The following is a 23,452-nucleotide window of genomic DNA, read 5'->3' on the forward strand; positions in this document are numbered from 1 at the left end:
AAGGCCGGCAGAGGGTTAACGGAGCGCTAACGGATCGCGGCTAATTTGATGTTTGTTCCAGGCCTCACGCGAAACCGACACAGTTGCGGTTGAGCATGGTCCGGGTTGTGTCGAGTGTCGGGCGTATCTTCCGTGTCAGCTTCGGATTTCAGGCAAATCGCCATACGGACGGAATCGGGAAAAGCCGAAAGGCTGTTTCGCGCCGCGGTGTCGGCGTTCTGCTCGCTGACCCGCCCGTCGCGCCGCGAGATCGCCCAGCTCGAGGATCTGACGCTGCCGCTGTTCGACAGCGTGCCGGTCGAATCGCGCCGCTATGTCGCCGCCGCCCTGTCCGAATGCGAATATGCGCCGGCCGCCCTGGTGCGGCGGCTTTGCGAGGAGCCGGTCGATGTCTGCGCGCCCTTGCTGGTCCGTTCGCGGGCGCTGGGCGACATCGACCTGATCGCGTTGATCGGCCGCCACGGCCTGCCGCATGCGCGCGCCATTGCCCGCCGCAAGGATTTGAACCCGACCATCGCGCAGTTGATCAAGGCGCTGGAAAAGCCGACTCTGGTGCGCGTGCGGCAGCCCGAGCCGATCGCCGACGTGGCGGGCGACGGCGCCGAAGCCGCTGCCGCCGCTCCCAGCGCACCAAAACTGCCCGGCAGCGCCGCCGAAACCGCCAGGCGCCGCCTGCGCTCGATGATGCTCGCCGAGGGCGAGGCGACATCGGTCACTCCCTTCGTCGGCTCAGCAACTTACAGCAAACTGCGCGAGACGGCGCTGACCGGCAACGCCGCCTTCTTCCAGACCGCGCTTGCCGACGCGCTCGATATCGACTTCTCGACGGCGCGGTCGCTGACCGAGCATTCGAGCTATGTCTCGCTGCTCGCCGCGCTGCGGGCGCTCGACCTCAGTGAGGACAGGGCATTCCTGATCGTGGTCGCGGTTTACCCCCGGGAGTTTCCGCACCCGCAGGCGATCCGCATCTTCCTCGACCGCTACCGGCTGCTGCACCACGAGGCGGCGCTCGACAAGGTGCGCGGCTGGAAGGCCGAAACATTGTCGCGAGCGGTGCGCGGCAACACCCCTGTCGCCGCGAATGGCGACCAAGCGCCGGACGTCGACAAAGCCAGCTTAGGGGCCAGCCTCAAGGCGTCTTGACGGAGAGAAGCTCCTCGACGGAAACCGTTCCGGCCTCGATCTCGACCACCCAGATGTCGGGATCGAATTTTTTCTCCCGCTCAAGCCTGGCGTCAAGCGCGGCGGCATCGTCGCCGGCGCCTAGCAGCGTGAAAAAGCGATCATCCGGTTTGTCCGAATCGTAGCTCGTCTGCGGCGCCGGGCCGAACAGGGAGACGTCGCCCAGCCTGCCGCGGGAGAGCACGAAGACAGCGCCGGCCTCGGTCGCGCCGCGCTTGACGACGGCCGCAAAGCCGCCGGCGCCGAAAACACGGCGCAGCAGGGCCGACACCCAAAACTCGGTGGTTACGCGCATGACGAGGCTCCGGAGGACATGCGCGGCGTCTTAGCCGGATTTTCGTCTATCCGCGAGCGGTCGTCTTGACCACTCAATTGGTCAGGCCGATGTCGCGCATCTTGACGTAGACGACCTCGTCGGGCTCGCCCGTTTCCGGCAGGCCGAACAGCGACTGGAATTCCTTGATCGCCGCCTTGGTGCGGGCGCCGACGACGCCGTCGAGCTGCATGTCGTCATTGCCGAATGCCTTCAGGCCGGCCTGGATCTTGACGATGCGGGCATCGGGCGCCTGGGCGGATACCGGCGCGGAAACCGGGATGGGCGCAGGCGCGGCCTCGGGCGCGGCAACTCGAGCGGCGGCCATATCCACGGGCCTCGGCACAGGATGCGGGATGCCAGCCGTTGTCTGCTTGGCGCCGAGCTGGTCGAGCAGGACGGCGTCGATCTCACCGGAGGCCGGCAGGCCAACTTTCTGCTGGTATGCCTGGATCGCCTTTTGGGTATTCGGCCCGGAAATGCCGTCGACCGTTCCCGTGTAGAAATCGAGATCCTTCAGGATGCCCTGGACCTGCTCGACGGTCGGATCGCTTTTGACCGGAGCCGGGCCGGGCCGCAGGATGTTGATGGTGGTTTCGGGTTCGTCCGCGCCGGGGTGCGGAAAACCCTCGATGCTGCGGGTGGCGAAGAAGGCGCCGGCATGCGGAAACGGCTGGTACCACAGCGCGTTGGCGGAAACGTAGAACAGCGTCACCAGGAAGGCGGTCGAGCCGCCGACCAGGACCGGATTGCGCGAGATCGCGCCGCCCAGCGCAATCGCGCCGGCCTCGAACGCGCCGCTGCGGCGCTTGACCGCCTTAGGCTGTTTTGCGGAGCGAGCCATTCCTGTCCCCTTTCGCGTCGCCTTTCGTCCTGGTCGCGGGCATCGGCAGCACGCCGTTCCTCTCGGTCGCGCTCCTCTTCGGCCCGTTCACCGGCAGGCTGATCGTGACCGTCGTCCCCTCGCCCGGCATGCTTTCGATCGACATCGTGCCGTCGTGCAGCGCCACCAGGCCCTTGACCAGCGACAGGCCGAGCCCGGTGCCCTCGAAGCGGCGCGTATAGTCGTTCTGGATCTGCATGAACGGCTTGCCGAGATTGACAAAATCTTCCTCGGCGATGCCGATGCCGGTGTCCCTGACCCAGAAATGCAGCCGCGAGCCGATCCGCTTGGCGCCGACGACGACATTGCCGCCATCGGGCGTGAACTTGACCGCATTGGAGACGAGGTTGATCAGGATCTGCTGCACGGCACGACGGTCGGCATTGATCTCCCCGGCGTCCGGCGCAATCTGCGCCTGGAGACCGATGTTCTTGGCATTCGCCTGCAGCTGCATCATCGACTGGCACATCTCGACCGCTTCGATGAATCGGAACGGTTCGGGCTCGGTCGCGTAGGCGCCGGCCTCGATCCTCGAGACATCAAGGATGGAGGTGACGACGGCAAGCAGATGCTGGCCCGACTCCTTCACCAGGCCGACATACTCCTTCTGGCGCGGGTCCTTGAAGCCGCCGAACATCTCATGCAGCAGCATGTCGGAAAAACCGATGATGGCGTTGAGCGGCGTCCGAAGCTCATGGCTGACGACCGCCAGGAAGCGGCCCTTTGCCACCTCGGCCGACGCTGCGGCCTCATTGGCGGCAGCAAGCTCGTCGCGCAATTCGGCAGTCTCGTCGTTCTCGCGCAGCAGCAGAGTGAAGGTCTCCTGCTGCTCTTCGGCACGCATCAGTTCGAGCTGAAATGGCCGGTAATTGTCGGCCGTCGAGGCGCTGCCGTCCTGCGGCAGCCTTACCCGAAGATCGAGCCGGCGCGCCAGGGCGCCATCGCGCATGTCGGCAAGCGCGCTGAGATAAGCGACGCGATCGGACAGGTGGATGCGGTCGAACAGCCCGGCGCCGAAAAGCAGTTCCGGCGGCAGCTTCAGGATGGTGCGCGCCTTGGCTGAGGCATCCAGGACCTCGCCATGCCGGGCGACATGCAGGACAACGGCGTCGATCATGTCTTCAAGGCGGTCGTTTGGAAGCAGCGCGGGCTGCGCGCGTGCGGCATCGCCTAGGGCTGCGAGCCGGGGAACCAGCGTCAGGCCCCAGGCGAGCGGCAGCAGCCAGTGCCACGCCGCGACTTGCGCCCCGCCGAGCGGGACGACAGAGGCGACAAAGGGCTGCAGCAGCATTGCGGCCAAGGCCGAGAGGCCGCCCCAAAGTGCCGCGCGCTTTGAACCGCCGATCCACCAGGCCTCGAATGGCAGTGCCAGGGCCAGCAGCGCAACCGGCGACGCCAGGCCGCCTGCTGCCGCGACGGCGCCGGCAAGCGCAAGACCGCCGGCGGCAAGGGCAACCTGGGCTGCCAGCGTCATCTTGCCCGACGCCGCCACCAGCAAGGCGGCGAACCAGCAAAGACCGAAGGCGGCGAAAATGGTTGCGACGGTGACGGCGGCGCCCATGCCCGAGGTGACCAGTGTCACCGCCGCACCGGCGGCGAAGAACGGAGCGGCAAGCATGATGCCGATGAACCGGCGCTGGCGCAGGCGATCGCCCTGGCCGATGATGGCCGGATGGACCATGCGTTCGCAACCGGCCGCCAGCGCGCCAGGCAGTTCAATATATCTGGCAGTTGTCAAACTCAACGCACTCGCACCCGGTCGTGACTGCCCCTGCGTTGCAGGTCGCTTTTGCTTGTTTGAAACTCGCATCCAGCGTTTAAGGAATGAATAAGGCTGACCGGAACAACGAGCGCGCTGCGGCAAAAATTGGAGCGCCGGCACCGGAATGCACCGCCATTTGTAGCCATAGTAAACGGAGCGTTATGTGCAAAGGGCGTGCCCGTGGCTGCGAAACCCTGAGCCGGCATGCCTGCTCTTCTGAAGATATCCATGCGCAACAATCGCTTAGATGGTTACTGCAAGGTTAAGAAAATTGGCGGCATTTGAGGCTAATGCACTGCAAAACGCCTCGCTTCGAATTTGCCTAAAATTTGAGGAAAATTTTCACTGAGCAAGAAAGCCGTCCTTTGCGCCTCATGTGCCATTGTCGCTGATATAAAGAGGTCATTGCGCATGGACGCATGATCCGGTCATTGGACGAGAGGGCAGATCGATGGGCTTTTTGATAAGAATGGCGTTCTGGTTTTCGCTGGTGTTGCTGGCGCTGCCGCTGACCGTCGGCCCCGACGAGGATGGCCGCGAGAGCGTCGGGCCGTTCCAGGCGCTTTTTGCGGCGCGCGAAGCGGTCGGCGACATCGCCGGCATTTGCGAGCGTAAGCCGGACGTCTGCGAAACCGGCAAGTCGGCGATGCATACGATCAGCGCCCGGGCCAAGGAAACCGCCAAGATCGCCGCCGCCATGCTGGACGACAAGAGCGCCGAGACCTCGCCCGATACATCGCTGGCCACCGGCAGCGTCGCCGAGGACATCGTGCTGCCGGCGACAGTCAACATACCTGCCAAGCTGGTGGCGAAGAACTAAACACCGTTTCAGCTGGTATCTACAGCGACACCGCAGGCCGGTCGGACCTCTCGATGCCTGCGGTGCTTTTCTTCTTTTTCCGTGACGCCGCAGCCGCGGATGACTATATCCCGAGCAATGGCCACGACGATCCAGACGATCCGCGACGACTTCTCCCTGCTCGACGAGTGGGAAGACCGCTATCGCTATGTGATCGAGCTCGGCGAAGCGCTGCCGCCATTTCCCGACGCCGAACGCAACGCCGCCAACAAGGTGCCGGGCTGCGTCAGCCAGGTCTGGCTGACCACGAGCCGAGCGCCGGGCGCCGATCCGGTCATCACCTTCACAGGCGATTCAGACGCTCATATCGTACGCGGTCTGGTCGCCATCATGCTGGCGCTGTTTTCGGGACGGACTGCCAGCCAGATCCTTGAAACGGACGCCGAGGCGACGCTGAGGTCGCTTGGCCTCGACGAACATCTGTCGCCGCAGCGGGCCAATGGCCTGCGCTCAATGGTCAAGCGCATCAAGCGCGACGCCGAGATGGCTCTCAAGCAGACTGCTTGATTGCTCTATCTTCTCTTCTTTCGACGCAATTCCCAAGAGAAAGCGCTCGGCAGTTTTCCTGGAATTGTTCTAGAAACAAAACGGCGCCGTAAGGGGCGCCGTTGATCTTGTCCATTGGAGCCGGTGTTACCGCCCCTTGCGTTTGCGGCCGAGGCCCATCTTCTTGGCCAGCTGCGAACGGGCAGCGGCATAGTTGGGGGCAACCATCGGATAGCTGGCGTCGAGATTCCACTTCTCGCGGTATTCATCGGGCGTCAGACCGTAATGGGTCATCAGGTGGCGCTTCAGCGACTTGAACTTCTTGCCATCTTCAAGGCAGACGATGTAATCGTCATGAACAGAGCGCTTCGGGTTTACCGCAGGCTTCTGCTTGTCGGCCGGAGGCTGTTCGCTTGCTCCGCCCACGCGCCCGAGAGCGGCATGGACATCAGCGATAAGGTTCGGCAATTCGCCGACCGGCACGGGATTGTTGCTGACATAGGCTGCCACCACATCGGCGGTCAGCTCGATCAGCGCATCGCTATTTCTGGAAGGTGTTTCGACGATATCCATGGTTTAGGCCCCAACGAAGGATGTTTCTGTTTGCGCCCTTTTTGGAAGATCGGGCATGGCGCGAATTTCACGCGGGAAGAGCTTCATGGATTCGCGTCCGGGCATCTTAATGAGCCCACAGACAAAGTAAGTCAATTCGCATCTTGCGCTATATTCAACGATATTCATCGAATAGTCGCTCTTCAGCTTCAATCTTTCGTGCACTCTGTAACTTCGCGATATTTTCTGGTCGGACCAGGACTAGCATGACGTAAGGTCACACCACCGCTAAATCAGCAAGGACTCATAAAGTGGGCAGCGATGCTTGGTCTATGCTTCGAGGTTTGGGCGGCTGATTGTCGGATTCGTACCAAACTGTAAGTTGCAAAGCGTTGGCGAAACACGCCGAAGAAGATCTTCGGTCTGACCGGATTCAATACGGCGTGAGGTATTTTCCATAGACCCAGCCACTAACAAAACCACCATTTTGCGCCGGGTCGTGCCAAACTTGACACCATTGATAGCGAATTGCCTGTTTCTGTTTCCAGTGCGGCTGGCCGGCGATCTCCAGAAGATTCAAGCCGCCGGTGCACTTGCCGGTCATCTGCAGGATCGTCCCGTTAGGATAGGCGGCCTGCTTCCGCGAGGTGCCGGACGGATATTTGCGAACGTTGAGCGTGTCGCCGAACGGCACGCCAGCCACTTGCCAAGCGGCGAACGCGGTTGCATGAGACTGGCCGGTGAAAGCCAGAACGGTCGAAGCGACGACGGCGAGAGCCGCAGCGGTGTTGATATGGAAATTCATCATCCTCTCCTTTTGGCTCATCTCCCGAGCCCGCCGCAACCAATACATCCCGGCCCTTGAACCCGCGCTGATCGGCGTGTTCATTTGCCATTCAAGTAATTTCTTCAGTGAGACGCAATGACCAAGACCTCAGCTTTTCCGACCGCCAGCCCGCCGAGCCCCGAGAAACACCCCGTCTTCGACACGCATCACGGCATTACCCGCACAGATGACTATGCCTGGCTGAGGGCCGAGAACTGGCAGGCGATGTTCAGGGACCCTTCCCTGCTTGAGGGCCGCATCCGCGCCCATCTCGAAGCCGAAAACGCCTATCAAGCAGTGCTTATGGCCGATACGCTAGAGCTTCGGAAGCAGCTGTTCGGCGAGATGAAGGGGCGCATCAAGGAAGATGATTCGACGGTGCCGATGAAGGATGGCCCCTATGCTTACGGCTCATCCTTCAAGCTTGGCGGCGAACAGCCCCGCTATTTCCGCATGCCGCGCGATGGCGGCGATGAGCAGATCCTGCTCGATGGCGACGCGGAAGCCGAGGGCAAGCCCTATTTCCGCCTCGGCGGCGTCGACCATTCGGCCGATCACCGCAAGCTGTTGTGGGCGTTCGACGACAAGGGCTCTGAATTCTTCACACTTCGCGTGCGCGATCTCACCAGCGGCAAGGAACTGAGCGACCAGATCGAGGCCACCAGTGGTGGCGGCGTCTGGAATGCCGCCGATGACGGCTTCTTCTACACAAGGCTCGACGACAATCATCGCCCGTCCAAGGTGCTGTTCCACGCGCTCGGCGGCAGCCCCCTTAATGACCGGCTGATTTATGAGGAAACCGATCCCGGCTTCTTCATGGATGTCGGCGGCACGCGCTCCAACGAATGGATCATGATCGGGATCAACGATCACGAAACCTCGGAATATCACCTGATGCGCGCCGATGAGCCTTTCGCCGAGCCAAAGCTGGTGGCAAAGCGCGAGACTGGCCTGCAATATGATCTGGAAGAAGGCGGCGACATCTTCTTTATCCTCACCAATGCCGACGGCGCCAAGGACTTCAAGATCATGACGGCGCCGGCTAATGACCCGGTTCGCGCCAATTGGGAAGAGCTGGTGGCGCACGAGCCAGGCCGGCTGATCCTGTCGGTGGTCGGCTTCAGGGATCATATGGTCAGGCTCGAGCGCAAGGAAGGGCTGCCGCGCATCGTCGTTCGCGATCGCCGCAGCGGCGAGGAGCATCTGATCTCGTTCGACGAAGAGGCGTTCTCGCTCGGCCTGTCGGGGTCCTATGAATACGACACCGAGATCATGCGCTTCACCTATTCGTCGATGACGACCCCGGCGCAGGTCTTCGACTACAATATGCGCAGCCGCGAGCGTGTGCTGCTGAAGACCCAGGAAGTGCCGTCCGGTCACAATCCGGATCATTATGTCACGCGCCGGCTGATGGCGCCGGCCGCCGATGGCGAACTGGTGCCGGTCTCGCTGCTGCACCACCGCGACACGCCGCTCGATGGCTCCGCACCGTGCCTGCTTTACGGCTACGGCTCTTACGGCATTGCCATTCCGGCGGCGTTCAACACCAACTGGTTCTCGCTGGTCGACCGTGGCTTTGTCTTTGCCATCGCCCATGTCCGCGGCGGCAAGGACAAGGGCTATGGCTGGTATGACGACGGCAAGCGGGCGCACAAGATGAACACGTTCACCGATTTCATCGCCGTCGCGCAGCATCTCGTCGCCGAGCGTTACACCCAACACGACCGCATCGTCGCGCAAGGCGGCTCGGCCGGCGGCATGTTGATGGGTGCGATCGCCAACATGGCGCCGCAAAATTTCGGCGCCATCGTTGCCGAGGTTCCCTTCGTCGACGTGCTGACCACCATGCTCGACGCAAGCTTGCCGCTGACGCCGCCGGAGTGGCCGGAATGGGGCAACCCGATCGCGTCGGCGGAAGATTACCAAACGATCGCCGCCTACTCACCCTATGACAATGTCGCCGATCACGACTATCCGCCGATCCTGGCGCTGGCCGGCCTCACCGATCCGCGCGTCACCTATTGGGAGCCGGCCAAATGGGTGGCGCGGCTGCGCGAGCGCAAGAGCGGCGACAATCCGGTGCTGTTCAAGATCAACATGGATTCCGGCCATGCCGGCGCCTCCGGCCGCTTTTCAAGGCTGGAGGAGATCGCCTATACCTACTCCTTCGCGCTCAAGGTTACGGCCAAGCCCGAACCCGAGGTTACGGGCAAGGCTGAGAATGCAACGGAGGCGTCGCAATGATCGATCTATCCACCTTGACGGCTTACATAGCGGTTGTGCTTGGCTTTGTGTTTATTCCAGGCCCAGCCACGCTTTTGACGGTCGCGCGAGCGACGAGTTCCGGAACCAGGGTTGGCGTCGCGACGGGCGCGGGCGTCGCGGCTGGCGATGTGTTCCATACCATCATGGCGATGGTCGGCATTTCGGCGATCATCGCCACTTCGGCAACGCTGTTCAGCGTCGTAAAATACATCGGCGCGGCGTATCTCGTTTACCTCGGCATTCGCGCAATCATCGAGAAAATACCGGCCGATCCTACTGCCGGTGCACTCGCGATCTCCGCCAGCAAGGCGTTTCGTCAAGCTGTCCTGACCGAAGTGCTTAATCCAAAGACGGCGCTTTTCTTCCTTGCCTTCCTGCCCCAGTTCGTGCGGCCTGAAAACGGATCGGTGATGCTCCAGCTGATGACGCTGGGCATAATCTTTGTTCTGCTCGGCCTTTTCAGCACAGTCGTCTTTGCCGTGAGTGCGGGCCGGCTCGGCACGTTCCTGCGCCGCAATCCGTCGGTGGTGAAATTGCAAGGCAAGGTGGTTGGCGGCATCTACTGCGCGTTAGGCGTCCGTCTGGCCTTGCAGCAGCGCTGATGTCGATGCGAAAGGCGCGCCCGTCGAGGCGCGCCGGTCGTCACTTTTTGAATTCCAGGCTGCTCATTTTCACTCGCATTTGCAATGGCTGCGCGCTACCCAATGCGCGCCACCTTCCAGACCATGACATACGCAAAGGGGCCACTATGTTGCTCGTCGACACCTATCTCGAGAAATCACCGATCCAGGGCATCGGGGTTTTCGCCAGGAACCACATTGCCAAGGGCACGCTGGTCTGGAAGCTCGACCCCAGATTCGACCGGATCATCGACGTCGAGACCTATGAAGGCGAGAGCGGCCCGGTGAAGAACTATCTCGACCGTTATTCCTATCCAGACCGCCGGGATCCGAACTACATCGTCTTCGAAGCCGACGACGCACGCTACATGAACCATGACGACGAACCGAATTGCGATGTCTCCTCGCCCGAGGAAACCTATGCCTTGCGCGACATCGCACCCGGCGAGGAACTGACCTGCAATTACAGTCATTTCTTCGAGACGGGCTTCGACTTCCTCGGTGATCGCCACCTGTAGATCGCCACCTGTAGCCGGGATCACTTGGCCGGCTTGCTGCGCACCGGGTAGCCGTTGGGATGCGGCGGCACCGCCTTGAGATAGGCGGCTATTGCCGCGCGATCTGCCGGCGGCAGTTCGGCCATGTTGTGCTGCACGTCGACCATGGCGCCGCCGACCGAATCGAAATCAGGGGTAAAACCGGTTTCGAGATAGTTGGCGATGTCGGCTTCCGACCAGTCACCGAGCCCGCCTTCGCCCGATGTGATGTTCGGCACGATGCCGCTGCCTTCGGCGGCCGCCGCGCCAGCCAGCCACTGGCTCTTCCTGGTGCCGCCGGTGATGTCGCGCGGCGTGTGGCATTCGCCGCAATGGCCAGGCCCCTCGACCAGATAGCGGCCGGCGAGTACCGGATCAGGCGTGCCATCGGCAAAGGCAATCACCGGCTCTTTGCTGAGATAGAGCCGCTTCCACAGGCCGAGGCCGCGGCGGATGTTGAAGGGGAAACTCAGGGAATTGTCCGGCGCCTTGCCGGCGACCGCCGGCAGCGTCTTCAGGAACGCATAGAGATCGGCAATATCAGCCGGCTTCATGCGGGCGTAGGATGTGTAGGGGAAGGCCGGATAGAAATGCTCGCCCGACGGCGACACGCCCTTCAGCATGGCGTTGGCAAGGTCCTCGACCGTCCAGGCGCCGATGCCGTCCTTGGGATCCTGCGAGATGTTGGGCGGCACGAAGGTGCCGAACGGCGTCTTGAGCTCGAGGCCGCCGACCAGTTGCAAACGGCCGTCGCCTTGCGAGCCCGGCTTGGCGTGACAGGAGGTGCAGCCGCCGGCATTGAAAATGCGCTTCCCCCTGGCGGCGTCGCCGGGGCCGAGCTGCGCCAGGGTGCCAGTGTCGAGCTTGACCGGCGCCGACAGGAACCAGCCGGCGCCGGCACCGACGACGCCCAGGACAAGGGCGGCGCCGACAAATTTTTTCCACAAGGGCATTGCCCGGGATCAGCTCTTCTTCACCCGATAGGTCTTGTGGCAGGTGCCGCAATCACTGCCGAGCGTATCGATCTGCGCCTTCAGCGCATCGACATCGGCGGGTGCGGCGGCGACTGCGGCCTTGACGTCGGCGACGTACTTGTCCTCGGTCGATTTGAAGCCCGCCATGTCTTCCCAGATTTTGGGCGAGGCGGTGGTATCACCGCTGTCGCTGCCGGCCGGGAACAGCGCGTCGACATCGAACTTCTCGGCATTGACTTGCAGCGCCTGCAGCGCCGTCAGCACGGCGGCGGCATCGAAGTCTGCCTCGCCCTTGGCGATTTTCGACAGGCCGCCGACAATCTTGCCGCGTTCCTTCATCAGTCCCTGTCGGTCGAGGATCGGGTCGGCAAAAGCCGCCGAGGCGGCGAGGCTGAGCATAGAGATGGCGATAACAAGCTTTCTCATTCAATTGGCTCCAGGATGATGAGGGGTCGCGACCTAACGTTAACGGAGGGCGGGCCGGGATTATTCCCTGTCCGCCGGCCGGATTCTGCCGAATTTTGTGTGCCTGCTGCTTCAGCTGAGAAAGAAAAGCCCCGGAGTACCGGGGCTTCTCTGGGTCGATCAGGCTTTCGCCTCTTCGTACATTTCAAGGACATGGTCCCAGTTGATGAGGCTGTCGACGAAGGCCTCGAGATATTTCGGCCGCGCGTTGCGGTAGTCGATGTAATAGGAATGTTCCCAGACATCGACGCCGAGGATCGGCGATGCGCCATGGACGAGCGGGTTCTCGCCGTTCGGCGTCTTGGAGATCGCCAGCTTGCCGTCCTTGACCGAGACCCAGGCCCAGCCCGAACCGAACTGCGTGGTGCCGGCGGCGATGAAGTCGGCCTTGAACTTGTCGTAGCCGCCGAGGTCGGCGTCGAAAGCCTTCTGCAGGGCGCCCGGAAGCTGGTTGCCGCCGCCGCCCTTCTTCATCCACTTCCAGAAATGGATGTGGTTGTAGTGCTGGGCTGCGTTGTTGAAGAGGCCGGCATTCTTGCCGAACGACTGCTTGACCACCTCTTCGACCGACAGATCGCCAAGGCCCGCTTCGGCGGCCAGCTTGTTGCCGTTGTCGACATAAGCCTTGTGGTGCTTGTCGTGGTGATACTCCAGCGTCTCCTTCGACATGTAAGGCTGCAAGGCCTCGTAGTCGTAGGGCAAGGCGGGCAATTCAAAAGCCATCGGTCATACTCCTCATGGAAAAATCCGGTGCGGATACCGGATTAAGATAGGGCTGCATTGATCTGGAACAACTCCGGAATGAAGCGCCAATTGCCTTTTAGCGGCTCAACCGGCGGAAGTCGAATGCGCCCATTCCCAATAAAGGTCGCGCGCTTTCTTGGCCACCGGCCCGGGCTGCAGATCGCGGTCCTCGATGCGGGTGATCGGCACGACCTTGGAATGATTTCCGGTCGAAAATATCTCGTCGGCTTCGAGAAAGTCGCGCACCGACAGCATCTTCTCCGTGGTCTTGAAGCCGTAATCGCCAAGCAGCGTCATGGTGCGCGAGCGGGTGATGCCGGACAGGAAGGTGCCGTTGGGCGCCGGCGTCAACACGTGGCTGTCCTTGACCAGGAAGATGTTCGAGGTTCCGGTCTCGGCGACATTGCCCAGCATGTCCAGCACCAGCGCATTGTCGAAGCCGCGTCCCTTGGCTTCGAGAATGGCGCGGCCATTGTTGGGATAGAGGCAGCCGGCCTTGGCATTGGTCGGCATGGTCTCGATGGTCGGCCGCCGGAACGGCGACACGGTGATCGAAAAGCCGGTCGGCGAGATCATCGGCGATTCGTAAAGGCAGAGGCAGAAACGGGTCGAGGCCGGATCGGCCGGCACGCCCATGTAGCCGCCATGCTCGGCCCAGTACATCGGCCTGATGTAGACCGCTGTCTTGCCGTCGAACTTCTTCAGCCCGTCCCAGGTCAGTCCAACAATCTCATCGGCGCTCATCGACGGCGCGAGGCCGAGCGCGGTCGCCGATGCGTTCACCCTAGCGGCATGCAGCTCGAGATCGGGGGCGACGCCTTCGAACCAGCGGGCGCCGTCGAAGACGCTGGTGCCGAGCCACATGGCGTGGCTGCGCGGACCCAGAATGGCGACGTTGCCTTCGTACCAGTCGCCGTCGACGAAGGTCCATGTCGCCGATAGCGCCGCAGTCGCCAGTGTCATTGTTCGGTTCCGCTTCAAAGCTGCCTGTGCCAAGCATTGGAAGATGCTTTGACCGGCGCCGTCAACCGGCATGGAGCGGTTTTTGTTGAGGCCAGAGCGCCCCAAGAAAGCGATCAAGACTACAATCGATGCTTGCACCTTGCGCCGCCTGCCCTCAAAACTGTCGCCATGCATTACGCGGCTTACGTTTTCGACGCCTATGGCACGTTGTTCGACGTGCACGCCGCCGTGCGCCGTCACGACGGCGAGATCGGCCCCGACGGCCCGCTGCTTTCGGAAATCTGGCGCGCCAAGCAGCTGGAATATTCCTGGGTGCGCACGCTGATGGGCGGCTATGCCGATTTCTGGCAGCTCACCGAACAGGCGCTCGATTTCGCCCTGCTCAAGGTTCCCTCCGCCGACAAGGGACTGAAGGCCAAGCTGCTCGAAGCCTATTGGCGGCTCGACTGCTATCCGGAAGTGCCGGCCGTGCTCAAGGCGCTGAAAGCATCCGGCGCCAAGCTCGCGATCCTGTCCAACGGCTCGCCCGAGATGCTGGAAGCGGCGGTCAAGTCGGCCGCCCTCGACCAGGTGCTGGACGATATCTTTTCGGTCGACGCCGTCAGGCGCTTCAAGACCGACCCGTCGACCTACGACATGGTGGCGACGGGCTGGCGGCTCTATCCGGGCGCCGTCTCGTTCCAGTCGTCCAACCGCTGGGACATCGCCGGCGCCACCAAATTCGGCTTTCGCACCGTCTGGATCAACCGCGCCAACCAGCCCGAGGAATACCGGGATTTCCCGCCGGCGCTGATCCTGCCGTCGCTTGAAGGCCTGCTGACCGGCGGCTGATCACTCTGTTGCCTTCGAGCAACAGTGGCAGGGCGGTCACAGCTTCGCCTTTGTTTGTCCACCCTCAGGCCAGAATCGGAACCGCCTATCGCGTCAGGCATTGGGGGAGGCCGACCACTGCGCCGCTTGAAGGCATTCACGCTTTCTTGCGATTCGAGACTTAAAAAAGGCAACCATGTTGAAGACCGGAATCGACCCCTATCGCCTGAGCCGTCGCGGCTTTCTGAATGCTGCAGCCCTTGGCGCCGCTTCGATTGCGGTCTCCGCCTGCACCACCACCGGACCGACGCCGGCGCCGGTCGAACCGCCACCGCCGACCTATGACGAGCCGCCGCTCGGCGACTATGCGACGATGTACGGCCCGATTTCCGACAGCGGGTTCGAGCTCCCGGCCATCCCGATCAAGAAGATGGACCCGCAGTTCCTGCGCCAGATCGTTCCCGATCCGACCGGCCAGCGGCCAGGCACCATCATCGTCGATACGACCAACCATTTCCTGTATCTGGTGCGCGAAGGCGGCCAGGCGATCCGTTACGGCGTCGGCCTCGGCCGCGCCGGCTTCGAATGGTCGGGAGACGCCGTCGTCCAGTGGAAGCAGAAATGGCCGAAATGGACGCCGCCCGATGAGATGGTTGCCCGCCAGCCTGAACTGGAAGAATACAGCGCCAAGAACGGCGGCATGCCCGGCGGCCTCAAGAACCCGCTCGGCGCCCGCGCGCTCTACCTGTTCCACGACAACGTCGACACGCTCTACCGCCTGCATGGCTCGCCGGAATGGAACTCGATCGGCAAATCCGTCTCGTCAGGCTGCGTGCGCCTGATAAATCAGGACATCATCGACCTCTACGACCGCGTGCCGTCGAAGAGCCCGGTCATCGTGACGTCCGACATCGGCCAGCCGATGGCGGCGGGCGCAAACCGCAGAGCCATCCCGATCGATGGCGGGGTGCCGGATGGCTCGGTCCTGCTCGGCCCGGTGACCTGATCGACTTCATCGATGTCATGAAGCGGCAGGTTCGCCGCTCCATGCGGCAAACCCCCGCCAGGATTCCGATAGCTTTACGCGAATGCCTGGGGTTCGCATCCAAGATATGCAATGCCGGCAACAGGAGGCCAAAAAAGACGTCCAGACGAACCATGGAGCCGCTGCAATCGGGGCGGCCATGCCCTGTCAATCTCGACGCTGCTGTGTTTCGTTACCGATTGATGTATATTAGACGGGAGTATGATTGCAGAGACATACATTTCATTAGATCATTGATGGCGGGGGAACGCCGATGGTGGGATTTGATTTCGATAGTCCGCCTGCCGACGGCGCCGAGGCCAACCTGTCGGCCGAATGCGAGCGGCAATTGCTGCCGCTCGTCCGCGGAATTGTCGAGGCGGCGGTTGCCGCCGGGTGGAGCCAGGAAGACGTTCTTCTGGCCATGGTCGAGCTGTCCTGGGATCTGTACGAGAAACGCCGAGGCGATCTTTAGCAGGCCTGCGTGAGCCGGATAATTCCGTAGCGCCGGCCAAGCCAGGCCATGTTTTTCTCGCGCGAACTTTTTTCTTCACCTACAATGTTTTTTCTATCCGCGGGATGCGCTACGCTGCCTTTGGGCAGGACTATGGGGGATACAAATTACCGTCCGGATTTCCGGGTTGGCTGTTTGCACGGCACGGAATTTCGATGGGCTGGCAAAGCGGCTGAGGCAAGGCTGAATGAAAAATGCGGGCGAGGTTCAGGAACGCAGCGCAGGCGCCGATCGGGTCGATCGGCACGCCCTCGACACAATCCCCGAAAATGCCAATCCCAGAAGAGCAACCATGCGGGGGAGCGGGATATGCTCTGTCCGCAGCCCTGGATCGCTCCCGGAGGGTCGCCATCGCCGAAGTCGCCTACCTCGCGGGATTTTCGGATCAAGGCCATTTGGCCACCGCCATGAAGAAGCACAAGGGAAAGAAGCCATGGTTCGGGCGATAACTGCTGCTGGATCGTCCGTGGCGATGACAGATAGTCGACCAGCTCTGTCAATGGCCGCGCGATCTATATTCAGAATACAACGCTGGATTGTGACGGCGCACTATGCACAATAACTAGGCTAAAAATGGTAAGATAAGATCGGAAAATAGTCAGGTAGCCTTGGCTAAAAATTCAAACCTGTAAATTTATAGTCAAAATCCTGGTAAAATTTCGCTTGAGCTCAAATTCTTCTTTGCAATATAAAGCAGCATCTGTAAGATTCGAAGGAACGCCCAGGAGCAAACGTGAATTCTGGGCGCCTCGATACAGCACAGGATTGGATTGATCGGCGCAGCAGTGGCAGAGACGAAGATGCAACATAGAGGCAACGTCCAGGAAAGCGCCGGGACAGAGCGGCGGCGCGCGGATCGTCGCATCTTCGACGGAATTCCGGAAAGCGCGGGGCGCTACCTGGTCACGTTTCGAGGCGGCGCGGCTCATGTCGTTCATGGGCCGGGATCACACACATTCAAAGCGGCGGAACATTTCGCTTCGGTTCTGCTTACACCCTCACCAGGGATTGCGGCATCGCTGGGCAGCGACAAAGTCCACGAATACGACGGCGACGTCGGCATGATCATGATCGTCCCAGCCGACCTCGGCGGCAAGGTGACCCGGTCATCCACCACGGAAAGCGCAATCGTGGCGCTCACCCCCGAGAGTCTCTTCGAGCTGGCAACGCGTGAATTCGACACCGGCCATGCCGAGCTTCAGCCGCCGCCGTTCGGGACCGTCGACTTCCAAGCGCTGCAACTCGCGCAGTTGCTGAAGGCGGAACTGACGGATCGGGAAACTCCAAACGAGTTCTATGTCGATTCGTTGGTCACCATGTTCGGCGTCCATTTGCTTCGGAACTACGCAGGAGCGCGAAAGTTGCCACAAGCCCCAAAGGGCGGTCTGTCGAACCGCAGCGCCCGGCGGGTGCGCGAATTCCTGGAGGTAAGTTTTTCCAGCAAGATCGCGGTGGCCGAGTTGGCCGCACTCTGTGGCCTTTCGCCGAGCCATTTCATCCTGGCATTCACCAAGACCTTTGGCGAGCCGCCGCACAAATACCTGCTGCGGCTGCGTCTCGATTTCGCCGAAAAACTTCTCATCGAGAGCGACCTGTCGATTGCGGAAGTCGCTCATCTCAGTGGATTCTCGGACCAGAGCCACTTGACAGTCACCATGTCCAGATACCGGAACAGAACCCCCAAGCAGGTGAAGCTGCAACGTTAACGACTGTTGCGGCGCGCATGATTGTCCGCGGCGATACCTCGATTGATCTTCAGTATAGTCGAAGGTTGTGTGGCAGAGCAGTCACAGTTGTCGCGCAGGGACCAAATACCGGATTTTCCTACAAAGATTCCGGATTATTCCAAAATACCTGCACCGCGAATGTGCTCATGGTCGCGATGGAAGTCATTTGGGGCGGGGGGAGCAACCAGATGATACAGCATGTCGGATTGTCCCATGGACATTCAATTCGCGGAAATCGAGGTCTTCGCGCCTAAGGCCGAAGCGGCCTGGGCTGCACTGCAACGCCAATACGCCAGCCGGATCAGCGCTGCGGAACTCGACCATCTCCTGGCCTGTTTCGTGCTTGGACTGACCTCTCCGGCTTGTGGTGAAGGCGATCCGGGATTTCATTTCGATCTCTGCCGCGCGCTGGTGGCGGTAAGCCTGCCGCCGGAACGGACGGAGGCTGCACTGCATACGGTTCCAGAACCGACGCAGCCATGGGTCGCGAGCGCCTATCAGCTGATTGAAAAACAAGGCGCGAAGGTCGGTCTCTCGTTGCGGGAGAAGACGCGCAATTTCGAAGATTTTTTGGCCACCGAGGCGAATGGTGCGGCACATCAGAGCGCCTCGGCAATTGCGAGGAAAAACTAGCATGACCAAACGCGTCGAGGGGCGGAGAAGGATCGAACTTTCTTCAAGCTTTGTCGGAAACTGGATCGCGGGTGCGGCCGACAGCCGCTCGGTGCGGCGCCGCCTGATGGCGGTGCTGCGCATGGCTCACCGGGTTCTTGGATTCGGTCGCAAGAATATGGGTCTGGGAACATTGGGAAGCGGCACCAGCGTGCGTTCGGCTCTGGCCTGTGGTGTGAGCCCGGCCAGCATGCTCGGCGGCCTGGCCGCGCTCGCCGCGCTCGGCCTCGCCACACCGGCCCAGGCACAATATCAGGCTGGCGGCGGTTCGGCGACCGGCGGCAACGCCGTCGCCATCGGTAACGGCGCCGCGACGAATGGCAATAACAGCGTGGCGTTGGGCAGTTCCAACAGTGCAACGGGCGACGGCACGATCGCCATCGGCTATGCGATGGGTGTCAATGGCCTCAATTCCATAGGCATAGGTGTCTTCGCAGGCGCAACCGGCGTCAATGCCCTCGCCGTGGGCGGGAACGCCAAGGCCAACGGGGACGCAGCAAGCGCTATTGGCGTCAATTCGGTTGCAACCACAAGCGCGGCCGCTTTTGGCAATAATGCGCGTGCCGACGGAGTCAACTCGACCGCGATCGGCCCTGTTACCCGGGCGACCGGATTGCGCGCCACCGCGCTCGGGTTCGGGGCAACGGCATCCGGCGTGGATTCGATTGCCCAAGGTAACAGCGCTGTCGCAAGCAACCAGAATGCCGTCGCCATCGGATTCCAGTCGACTGCTACGGCGATAAACTCCGTCTATCTCGGCTCGCGTACCGCGGCCGGAACGGGAGCGCTGGCCCAAGGCGCGGTCGGCATAGGCACAGATGTGACAGCATCCCAGGTCGATGCCATTGCGATGGGACGTTCGTCCGTTTCGTCGGCGCAATACGCGGTTGCCATTGGCCTGAATGCGAAGGCTACAGGAGCGGGTGGCGCGATGGCGTTGGGCCAAGGCACGATCTCGAGCGGTGTCAATTCCGTTGCACTCGGCGTTCAGGCTAATGCCACTGGAGCCGGCTCCAACGCCTTGGGCACGTTGTCCGTCGCTTCGGGAGGGAATGCCACTGCTCTAGGCACCAGTTCCACGGCCAGCAACAACTATGCGACCGCCGTAGGCTGGGGAACTGTCGCCAGCGGCGCCGATTCCGCTGCCGTAGGACGTGAGGCCATCGCATCGGCGCTTGACGCAACGGCGATGGGGTACATATCCAAGGCCTCGGGCCAATACAGCACCGCCGTCGGCGCCAACGCAAACGCCACCGCCACGTCCAGCACGGCGATCGGCCAGAACGCGTTTGCAACCGGCGTTCAAGCATCCGCTTTCGGCGTAGGAGCGAATGCCGGCGCCCAGAATGCGGTTGCGCTGGGCGCCCTCTCCACCGCCAGCGCCACGAGCGCCATCGCCGTGGGCAACAACGCCAAGGCGGATTCGGCCGAAGCGGTCGCCATGGGCACCAATGCGGTGGCAACCGGCGGCAAGGCCGTCTCCATCGGTTCGGGCAACACGGCTTACGGCAACGGCGCGGTCTCCATCGGCGATCCGAGCTATGCCAGCGGCACCGGCGCCTTCACCGGCGGCGCCAACAACATCGCCAACAGCGACGGCACGGCAACCGCCACAGCCGCAAACCAGGCCGCAGGCGCGGTTGCCATCGGCAACAACAACAAGGCCGTCGGGCAAGGCTCCGTGGCGCTGGGCAATGGCTCGACGGCGGGTGCAGCCGGCCTTGCCGGCAATGTCGCGCTGGGCAACGGCGCGACGGCGACGGCAAGCTCCGGCGACGTAGCGCTCGGTTCGGGCTCGGTGACCGCGACGGCGGTCGGCACCAGCGGCGCGACGATCGGCGGCACGGCCTACAGCTTCGCCGGCACGACGCCGACGAGCACTGTCAGCGTCGGCGCGCTCGGCGCGGAGCGGACCATCACCAATGTCGCGGCGGGCCGGCTCAGCAACTCGTCGACCGACGCGATCAACGGCTCGCAGCTGTTTGCGACCAACCAGCAGGTGACGCAGAACACGGCGGCGATCGCCGCCAACACCGCCGACATCACCAATCTCGGCAACACGATCAACAGCATCAGCACCGGTGGCGGCATCAAGTATTTCCACGCCAATTCGACGGCGGCGGACTCGTCCGCAACGGGCACGGACTCCGTTGCTATCGGACCAGTCGCGACCGCGACGGGGACAAACGCCATCGCGGCCGGCACCAATTCGAGCGCCTCCGACGCCAACGCCTCGGCCTTCGGCAGCGGCGCCGTCGCATCGGCGCTTGACGCAACGGCGATGGGATACATCTCCAAGGCCTCGGGCCAATACAGCACCGCCGTCGGTGCCAACGCCAATGCCACAGCCACGTCCAGCACCGCGATCGGCCAGAACGCGTTTGCAACCGCCTTTCAAGCGACCGCTCTCGGCGTAGGAGCGAATGCCGGCGCCCAGAATGCAATCGCGCTGGGCGCCCTCGCCAATGCCAGCAACGCCGGCGACGTGGCGCTCGGCTCGGGCTCGGTAACCGCCGCGGCGGTCGGCACCGCCGGCACGACGATCGGCGGCGTCGCCTACAACTTCGCCGGCACGACGCCGGCAAGCACCGTCAGCGTCGGCGCGGTCGGCGCGGAACGCACCATCACCAATGTCGCGGCGGGCCGGCTCAGCAATTCGTCGACCGACGCGATCAACGGCTCGCAGCTCTTCGCCACCAACCAGCAGGTGACGCAGAATACGACCGACATCGCCGCCAACACCGCCGACATCACCAATCTCGGCAACACGATCAACAGCATCAGCACGGGCGGCGGCATCAAGTATTTCCACGCCAATTCGACGCTGGCGGATTCGCAGGCGCTGGGGACGGATTCCGTTGCCATCGGCCCGAATGCTGTGGCCAACAATGCCGGCGACGTGGCGATCGGCGCGAATGCGGTGTCGACCGCGACCACGGCGGTCGGCGGCACCACGATCGGCGGCGTTGCCTACACCTTCGCCGGCGCGACGCCCGCGGGTGCATTCTCGGTCGGCTCGGTGGGCGCCGAACGCCAGATCCAGAACGTCGCGGCCGGGCAGTTGAGCAACTCCTCGACCGATGCGGTCAACGGCTCGCAGCTGTTTGCGACCAACCAGCAGGTGACGCAGAACACCACCGATATCGCTGCCAATACTGCTGACATCACCAATCTCGGCAATTCGATCAGCAATATTACCGGCGACACCTCGCTGGCCTACACCGACGCCAATGGCGACGGCATACGCTATGTGCGCACCAACGACAGGACGCTTGCCGTCGCGGACTCCTTCGCGCAAGGGATCGGCTCTTCCGCCCTGGGCTACCAGGCGACCGCGAGCGCCGACAATACGCTGGCGCTCGGCCGCGACACCCAGGCCAGCGTCATCGGCGGCGTGGCGCTCGGCGCCGGCTCGGTTTCGGATCGGGCGGTCGCACCCGTATCGGGATCGATCCTCTCCGGCACCGGCCTCATTCCCTACAACACCGCGGACATGAGCCTGCTCGGCGCCGTCTCGGTCGGCACCTCCACCTCCTACCGCCAGATCATCAACGTGGCCGACGGCACGCAGGACCAGGACGCGGTCACGCTTCGCCAGTTGAAGGGCGCGCTGAGCTCGTTCGCGGTGACGGGGAGCCTGTACTTCCACGCCAATTCGACGGCCGCGGATTCGCTTGCGGTCGGCGTCGATTCGGTTGCGGTCGGTCCGCGCACCACCGTCAATGGCGACAACGGCATCGGCATCGGCAATGGCGCCATCGTGCAGCAGACGGCGCCGGGAGGCATCGCGATCGGCCAGAATTCGACGGTCAACCAGGCCGACAGCATCGCCCTCGGTACCAACGCGACCACCAACGGAGCGCAGGCGGTGGCGCTCGGCGCCGGCGCAAAGGCCAACGAGCCGGGCAGCGTCGCGCTCGGCGCGGGCTCGACGACGGCGGCGGCGGTCGCCACCACCGGCACCACGATCAACGGCGTTGCCTATACCTTCGCCGGAACAGCTCCGACGAGCACGGTCAGCGTCGGCACCGTCGGCAACGAGCGCACCGTCACCAATGTCGCGGCGGGCCGGATCAGCGGCACCTCCACCGACGCCATCAACGGCAGCCAGCTCTTCGCCACCAACCAGGCGGTCGAAGCCATGCAGGGTAGCGTCGGCGACCTCAACCAGTTCGCCGTCCAGTACGACAAGGACGGGAACGGCAACAAGTCCAACTCGATTACCCTTGCCGGCGGCGATCCCAACACGCCGGTGGTCATCCACAATGTCGGGCCGGGCGTTGCCAACACCGATGCGGTCAATGTTCAGCAGTTCAACAGCGGGTTAGCACTCAACCTGGACAATTCGAAGAACTACACCAACCAGGTGGCGGCCACCACGCTGCAGCAAGCCAATGCGTATGCGGACTCCAAACTCAGCCAGCTCAACATGGACATGGGAGAGGTCAGGGGCGAGGCGCGCCAGGCTGCGGCAATCGGCTTGGCGGCCGGCTCGCTGCGCTACGACGATCGTCCCGGCAAGCTGAGCGTGGCCGCCGGCGGAGGCTATTGGCGCGGTGAAGGCGCCCTGGCCTTCGGCGCCGGCTACACCAGCGAGGAAGGACGTGTTCGAGCGAACCTGTCCGGTACGACGGCAGGCGGACACTGGGGTGTCGGCGCGGGCGTCAGCCTTACGCTGAACTAGAGCCCGGCCATGATCAGGCAGGCAGTCCTTGCTGTCGCGATATCCATGACGTCAATGCTCCTGTCCGGCCCGTTAGCGGCCGGGCAGGAAGCAATCCCTTCCGGCTACAGGGTAAAACCTTCCGACGTAGCGATCCCTGCGGATGCGAAGCTTGGCGAATATCAACGGACCACCCGTCCGTTCGAGAACTGGACGCTGATCTGCGACGAGAACCTGAAGGCGCGCCAAAAGGTCTGCAATGTCACCCAGATCATCGAGGACCAGGCAGGACAGGTTGCGTTCAGCTGGTCGCTTGCCGCCACCAAGGAAGGCAACCCCTACATGATCTTGCGCGCCCCGCCGATCGCCAAGAGCGACGCTCCTGTCTCGCTGACATTCGAGGGGCGCAAGGAGCCGATAAAAATTCAACTCGACGGATGCAATCAGGCCGTCTGCGTCGGCATGCTGCCGGTTGGTCCGATCATGCGCGAACAGATTTCGAAGGCCGCGGCATCCGTCATCTCCTTCCCGACCACGGATGGCAGGACGATCAACGTAACCGCGACCCTCAAGGGCTTGGCCGCGGCCGTTGCGGCGATCAATTGACGAGGC

At 62.6% G+C, this 23,452-nt stretch carries 22 protein-coding genes; 13 read left to right on the forward strand and 9 right to left on the reverse strand.

From position 1 onward, the window contains the following. The first annotated feature begins 132 nt into the window (after positions 1-132). Complete coding sequence (locus X727_RS148790) at positions 133-1,143, forward strand: DUF2336 domain-containing protein (RefSeq protein ID WP_023732035.1); 1,011 nt, start codon at positions 133-135, stop codon at positions 1,141-1,143. On the opposite strand, the gene X727_RS148785 is transcribed toward X727_RS148790, so the two are convergent. The 3 genes from X727_RS148785 to X727_RS148775 form a co-directional block, all read right to left on the reverse strand. Continuing rightward, complete coding sequence (locus X727_RS148785; protein ID WP_023698568.1) at positions 1,130-1,477, reverse strand: DUF1491 family protein; 348 nt, start codon at positions 1,475-1,477, stop codon at positions 1,130-1,132. The genes X727_RS148790 and X727_RS148785 overlap by 14 nt on opposite strands. A 73-nt stretch (positions 1,478-1,550) precedes the next feature. Beyond that, entirely contained in the window at positions 1,551-2,339 is a 789-nt protein-coding gene (locus X727_RS148780) for a peptidoglycan-binding protein (protein ID WP_023732036.1), read from the reverse strand. Continuing rightward, positions 2,314-4,059 (reverse strand): HAMP domain-containing sensor histidine kinase, encoded by a 1,746-nt coding sequence (locus tag X727_RS148775; protein WP_023732037.1) that lies wholly within the window; start codon positions 4,057-4,059, stop codon positions 2,314-2,316. Before X727_RS148775 ends, X727_RS148780 begins: the two co-directional genes overlap by 26 nt. Positions 4,060-4,591: 532 nt before the next feature. Here X727_RS148775 and X727_RS148770 point away from each other — a divergent pair. Further along, positions 4,592-4,960, forward strand: coding sequence for a DUF5330 domain-containing protein (locus X727_RS148770; RefSeq protein ID WP_023732038.1), 369 nt, complete (start codon positions 4,592-4,594; stop codon positions 4,958-4,960). 117 nt (positions 4,961-5,077) lie between these two features. Next, on the forward strand, positions 5,078-5,506 hold the full coding sequence (locus X727_RS148765) for a SufE family protein (RefSeq protein WP_023684547.1): 429 nt from the start codon (positions 5,078-5,080) through the stop codon (positions 5,504-5,506). 126 nt (positions 5,507-5,632) lie between these two features. On the opposite strand, the gene X727_RS148760 is transcribed toward X727_RS148765, so the two are convergent. Both X727_RS148760 and X727_RS148755 read right to left on the reverse strand, forming a co-directional pair. Beyond that, complete coding sequence (locus X727_RS148760) at positions 5,633-6,058, reverse strand: MucR family transcriptional regulator (RefSeq protein ID WP_023673680.1); 426 nt, start codon at positions 6,056-6,058, stop codon at positions 5,633-5,635. A gap of 412 nt (positions 6,059-6,470) precedes the next feature. Continuing rightward, on the reverse strand, positions 6,471-6,845 hold the full coding sequence (locus X727_RS148755) for an SH3 domain-containing protein (protein ID WP_023673681.1): 375 nt from the start codon (positions 6,843-6,845) through the stop codon (positions 6,471-6,473). Positions 6,846-6,959: 114 nt separating this feature from the next. Between X727_RS148755 and X727_RS148750 the strand changes: the two genes are divergently transcribed. The 3 genes from X727_RS148750 to X727_RS148740 all read left to right on the forward strand — a co-directional run bounded on the left by X727_RS148750 (position 6,960) and on the right by X727_RS148740 (position 10,266). Next, positions 6,960-9,107, forward strand: coding sequence for a S9 family peptidase (locus X727_RS148750; protein WP_023673682.1), 2,148 nt, complete (start codon positions 6,960-6,962; stop codon positions 9,105-9,107). Continuing rightward, positions 9,104-9,730, forward strand: a complete 627-nt coding sequence (locus X727_RS148745) for a LysE family translocator (protein ID WP_023673683.1) — start codon at positions 9,104-9,106, stop codon at positions 9,728-9,730. The genes X727_RS148750 and X727_RS148745 overlap by 4 nt, the downstream gene beginning before the upstream one ends. A 146-nt stretch (positions 9,731-9,876) precedes the next feature. Then, complete coding sequence (locus tag X727_RS148740) at positions 9,877-10,266, forward strand: SET domain-containing protein-lysine N-methyltransferase (protein WP_023673684.1); 390 nt, start codon at positions 9,877-9,879, stop codon at positions 10,264-10,266. A gap of 20 nt (positions 10,267-10,286) precedes the next feature. Here X727_RS148740 and X727_RS148735 read toward each other — a convergent pair whose 3' ends face one another. The 4 genes from X727_RS148735 to X727_RS148720 form a co-directional block, all read right to left on the reverse strand. Beyond that, positions 10,287-11,237: a cytochrome c gene (locus X727_RS148735; protein WP_023834438.1), complete on the reverse strand. Its 951-nt coding sequence runs from the start codon at positions 11,235-11,237 to the stop codon at positions 10,287-10,289. Between the two features lie 9 nt (positions 11,238-11,246). Continuing rightward, positions 11,247-11,684, reverse strand: coding sequence for a cytochrome c (locus X727_RS148730; RefSeq protein WP_023834439.1), 438 nt, complete (start codon positions 11,682-11,684; stop codon positions 11,247-11,249). Between the two features lie 159 nt (positions 11,685-11,843). Further along, a complete protein-coding gene (locus X727_RS148725) occupies positions 11,844-12,446 on the reverse strand; it encodes a superoxide dismutase (protein WP_023699276.1) in 603 nt (200 codons plus the stop codon). A 105-nt stretch (positions 12,447-12,551) separates the two neighbouring features. Then, positions 12,552-13,430: a branched-chain amino acid aminotransferase gene (locus X727_RS148720; RefSeq protein ID WP_023673688.1), complete on the reverse strand. Its 879-nt coding sequence runs from the start codon at positions 13,428-13,430 to the stop codon at positions 12,552-12,554. A 168-nt stretch (positions 13,431-13,598) separates the two neighbouring features. Between X727_RS148720 and X727_RS148715 the strand changes: the two genes are divergently transcribed. From X727_RS148715 to X727_RS148680, 7 genes are all read left to right on the forward strand, one after another. Further along, positions 13,599-14,261, forward strand: coding sequence for a haloacid dehalogenase type II (locus X727_RS148715; protein WP_023834440.1), 663 nt, complete (start codon positions 13,599-13,601; stop codon positions 14,259-14,261). 175 nt (positions 14,262-14,436) lie between these two features. Then, positions 14,437-15,246, forward strand: coding sequence for a L,D-transpeptidase (locus X727_RS148710; protein WP_023834441.1), 810 nt, complete (start codon positions 14,437-14,439; stop codon positions 15,244-15,246). Positions 15,247-15,538: 292 nt separating this feature from the next. Further along, positions 15,539-15,739 carry a hypothetical protein gene (locus X727_RS148705; RefSeq protein ID WP_023684556.1) on the forward strand — a complete coding sequence of 67 codons (201 nt, stop codon included), beginning with the start codon at positions 15,539-15,541 and terminating at the stop codon, positions 15,737-15,739. 809 nt (positions 15,740-16,548) lie between these two features. Beyond that, positions 16,549-17,484, forward strand: a complete 936-nt coding sequence (locus X727_RS148695) for an AraC family transcriptional regulator (protein ID WP_348524528.1) — start codon at positions 16,549-16,551, stop codon at positions 17,482-17,484. A 234-nt stretch (positions 17,485-17,718) separates the two neighbouring features. Next, positions 17,719-18,138: a hypothetical protein gene (locus X727_RS148690; RefSeq protein ID WP_023687221.1), complete on the forward strand. Its 420-nt coding sequence runs from the start codon at positions 17,719-17,721 to the stop codon at positions 18,136-18,138. A 1-nt stretch (position 18,139) separates the two neighbouring features. After that, entirely contained in the window at positions 18,140-22,861 is a 4,722-nt protein-coding gene (locus tag X727_RS148685; protein WP_023834443.1) for a YadA-like family protein, read from the forward strand. 9 nt (positions 22,862-22,870) lie between these two features. Further along, a complete protein-coding gene (locus tag X727_RS148680) occupies positions 22,871-23,446 on the forward strand; it encodes an invasion associated locus B family protein (RefSeq protein WP_023670757.1) in 576 nt (191 codons plus the stop codon). The last annotated feature ends 6 nt before the right edge of the window (positions 23,447-23,452 follow it).

This window comes from Mesorhizobium sp. L103C105A0 (assembly GCF_000502215.1).
GTDB lineage: Bacteria > Pseudomonadota > Alphaproteobacteria > Rhizobiales > Rhizobiaceae > Mesorhizobium.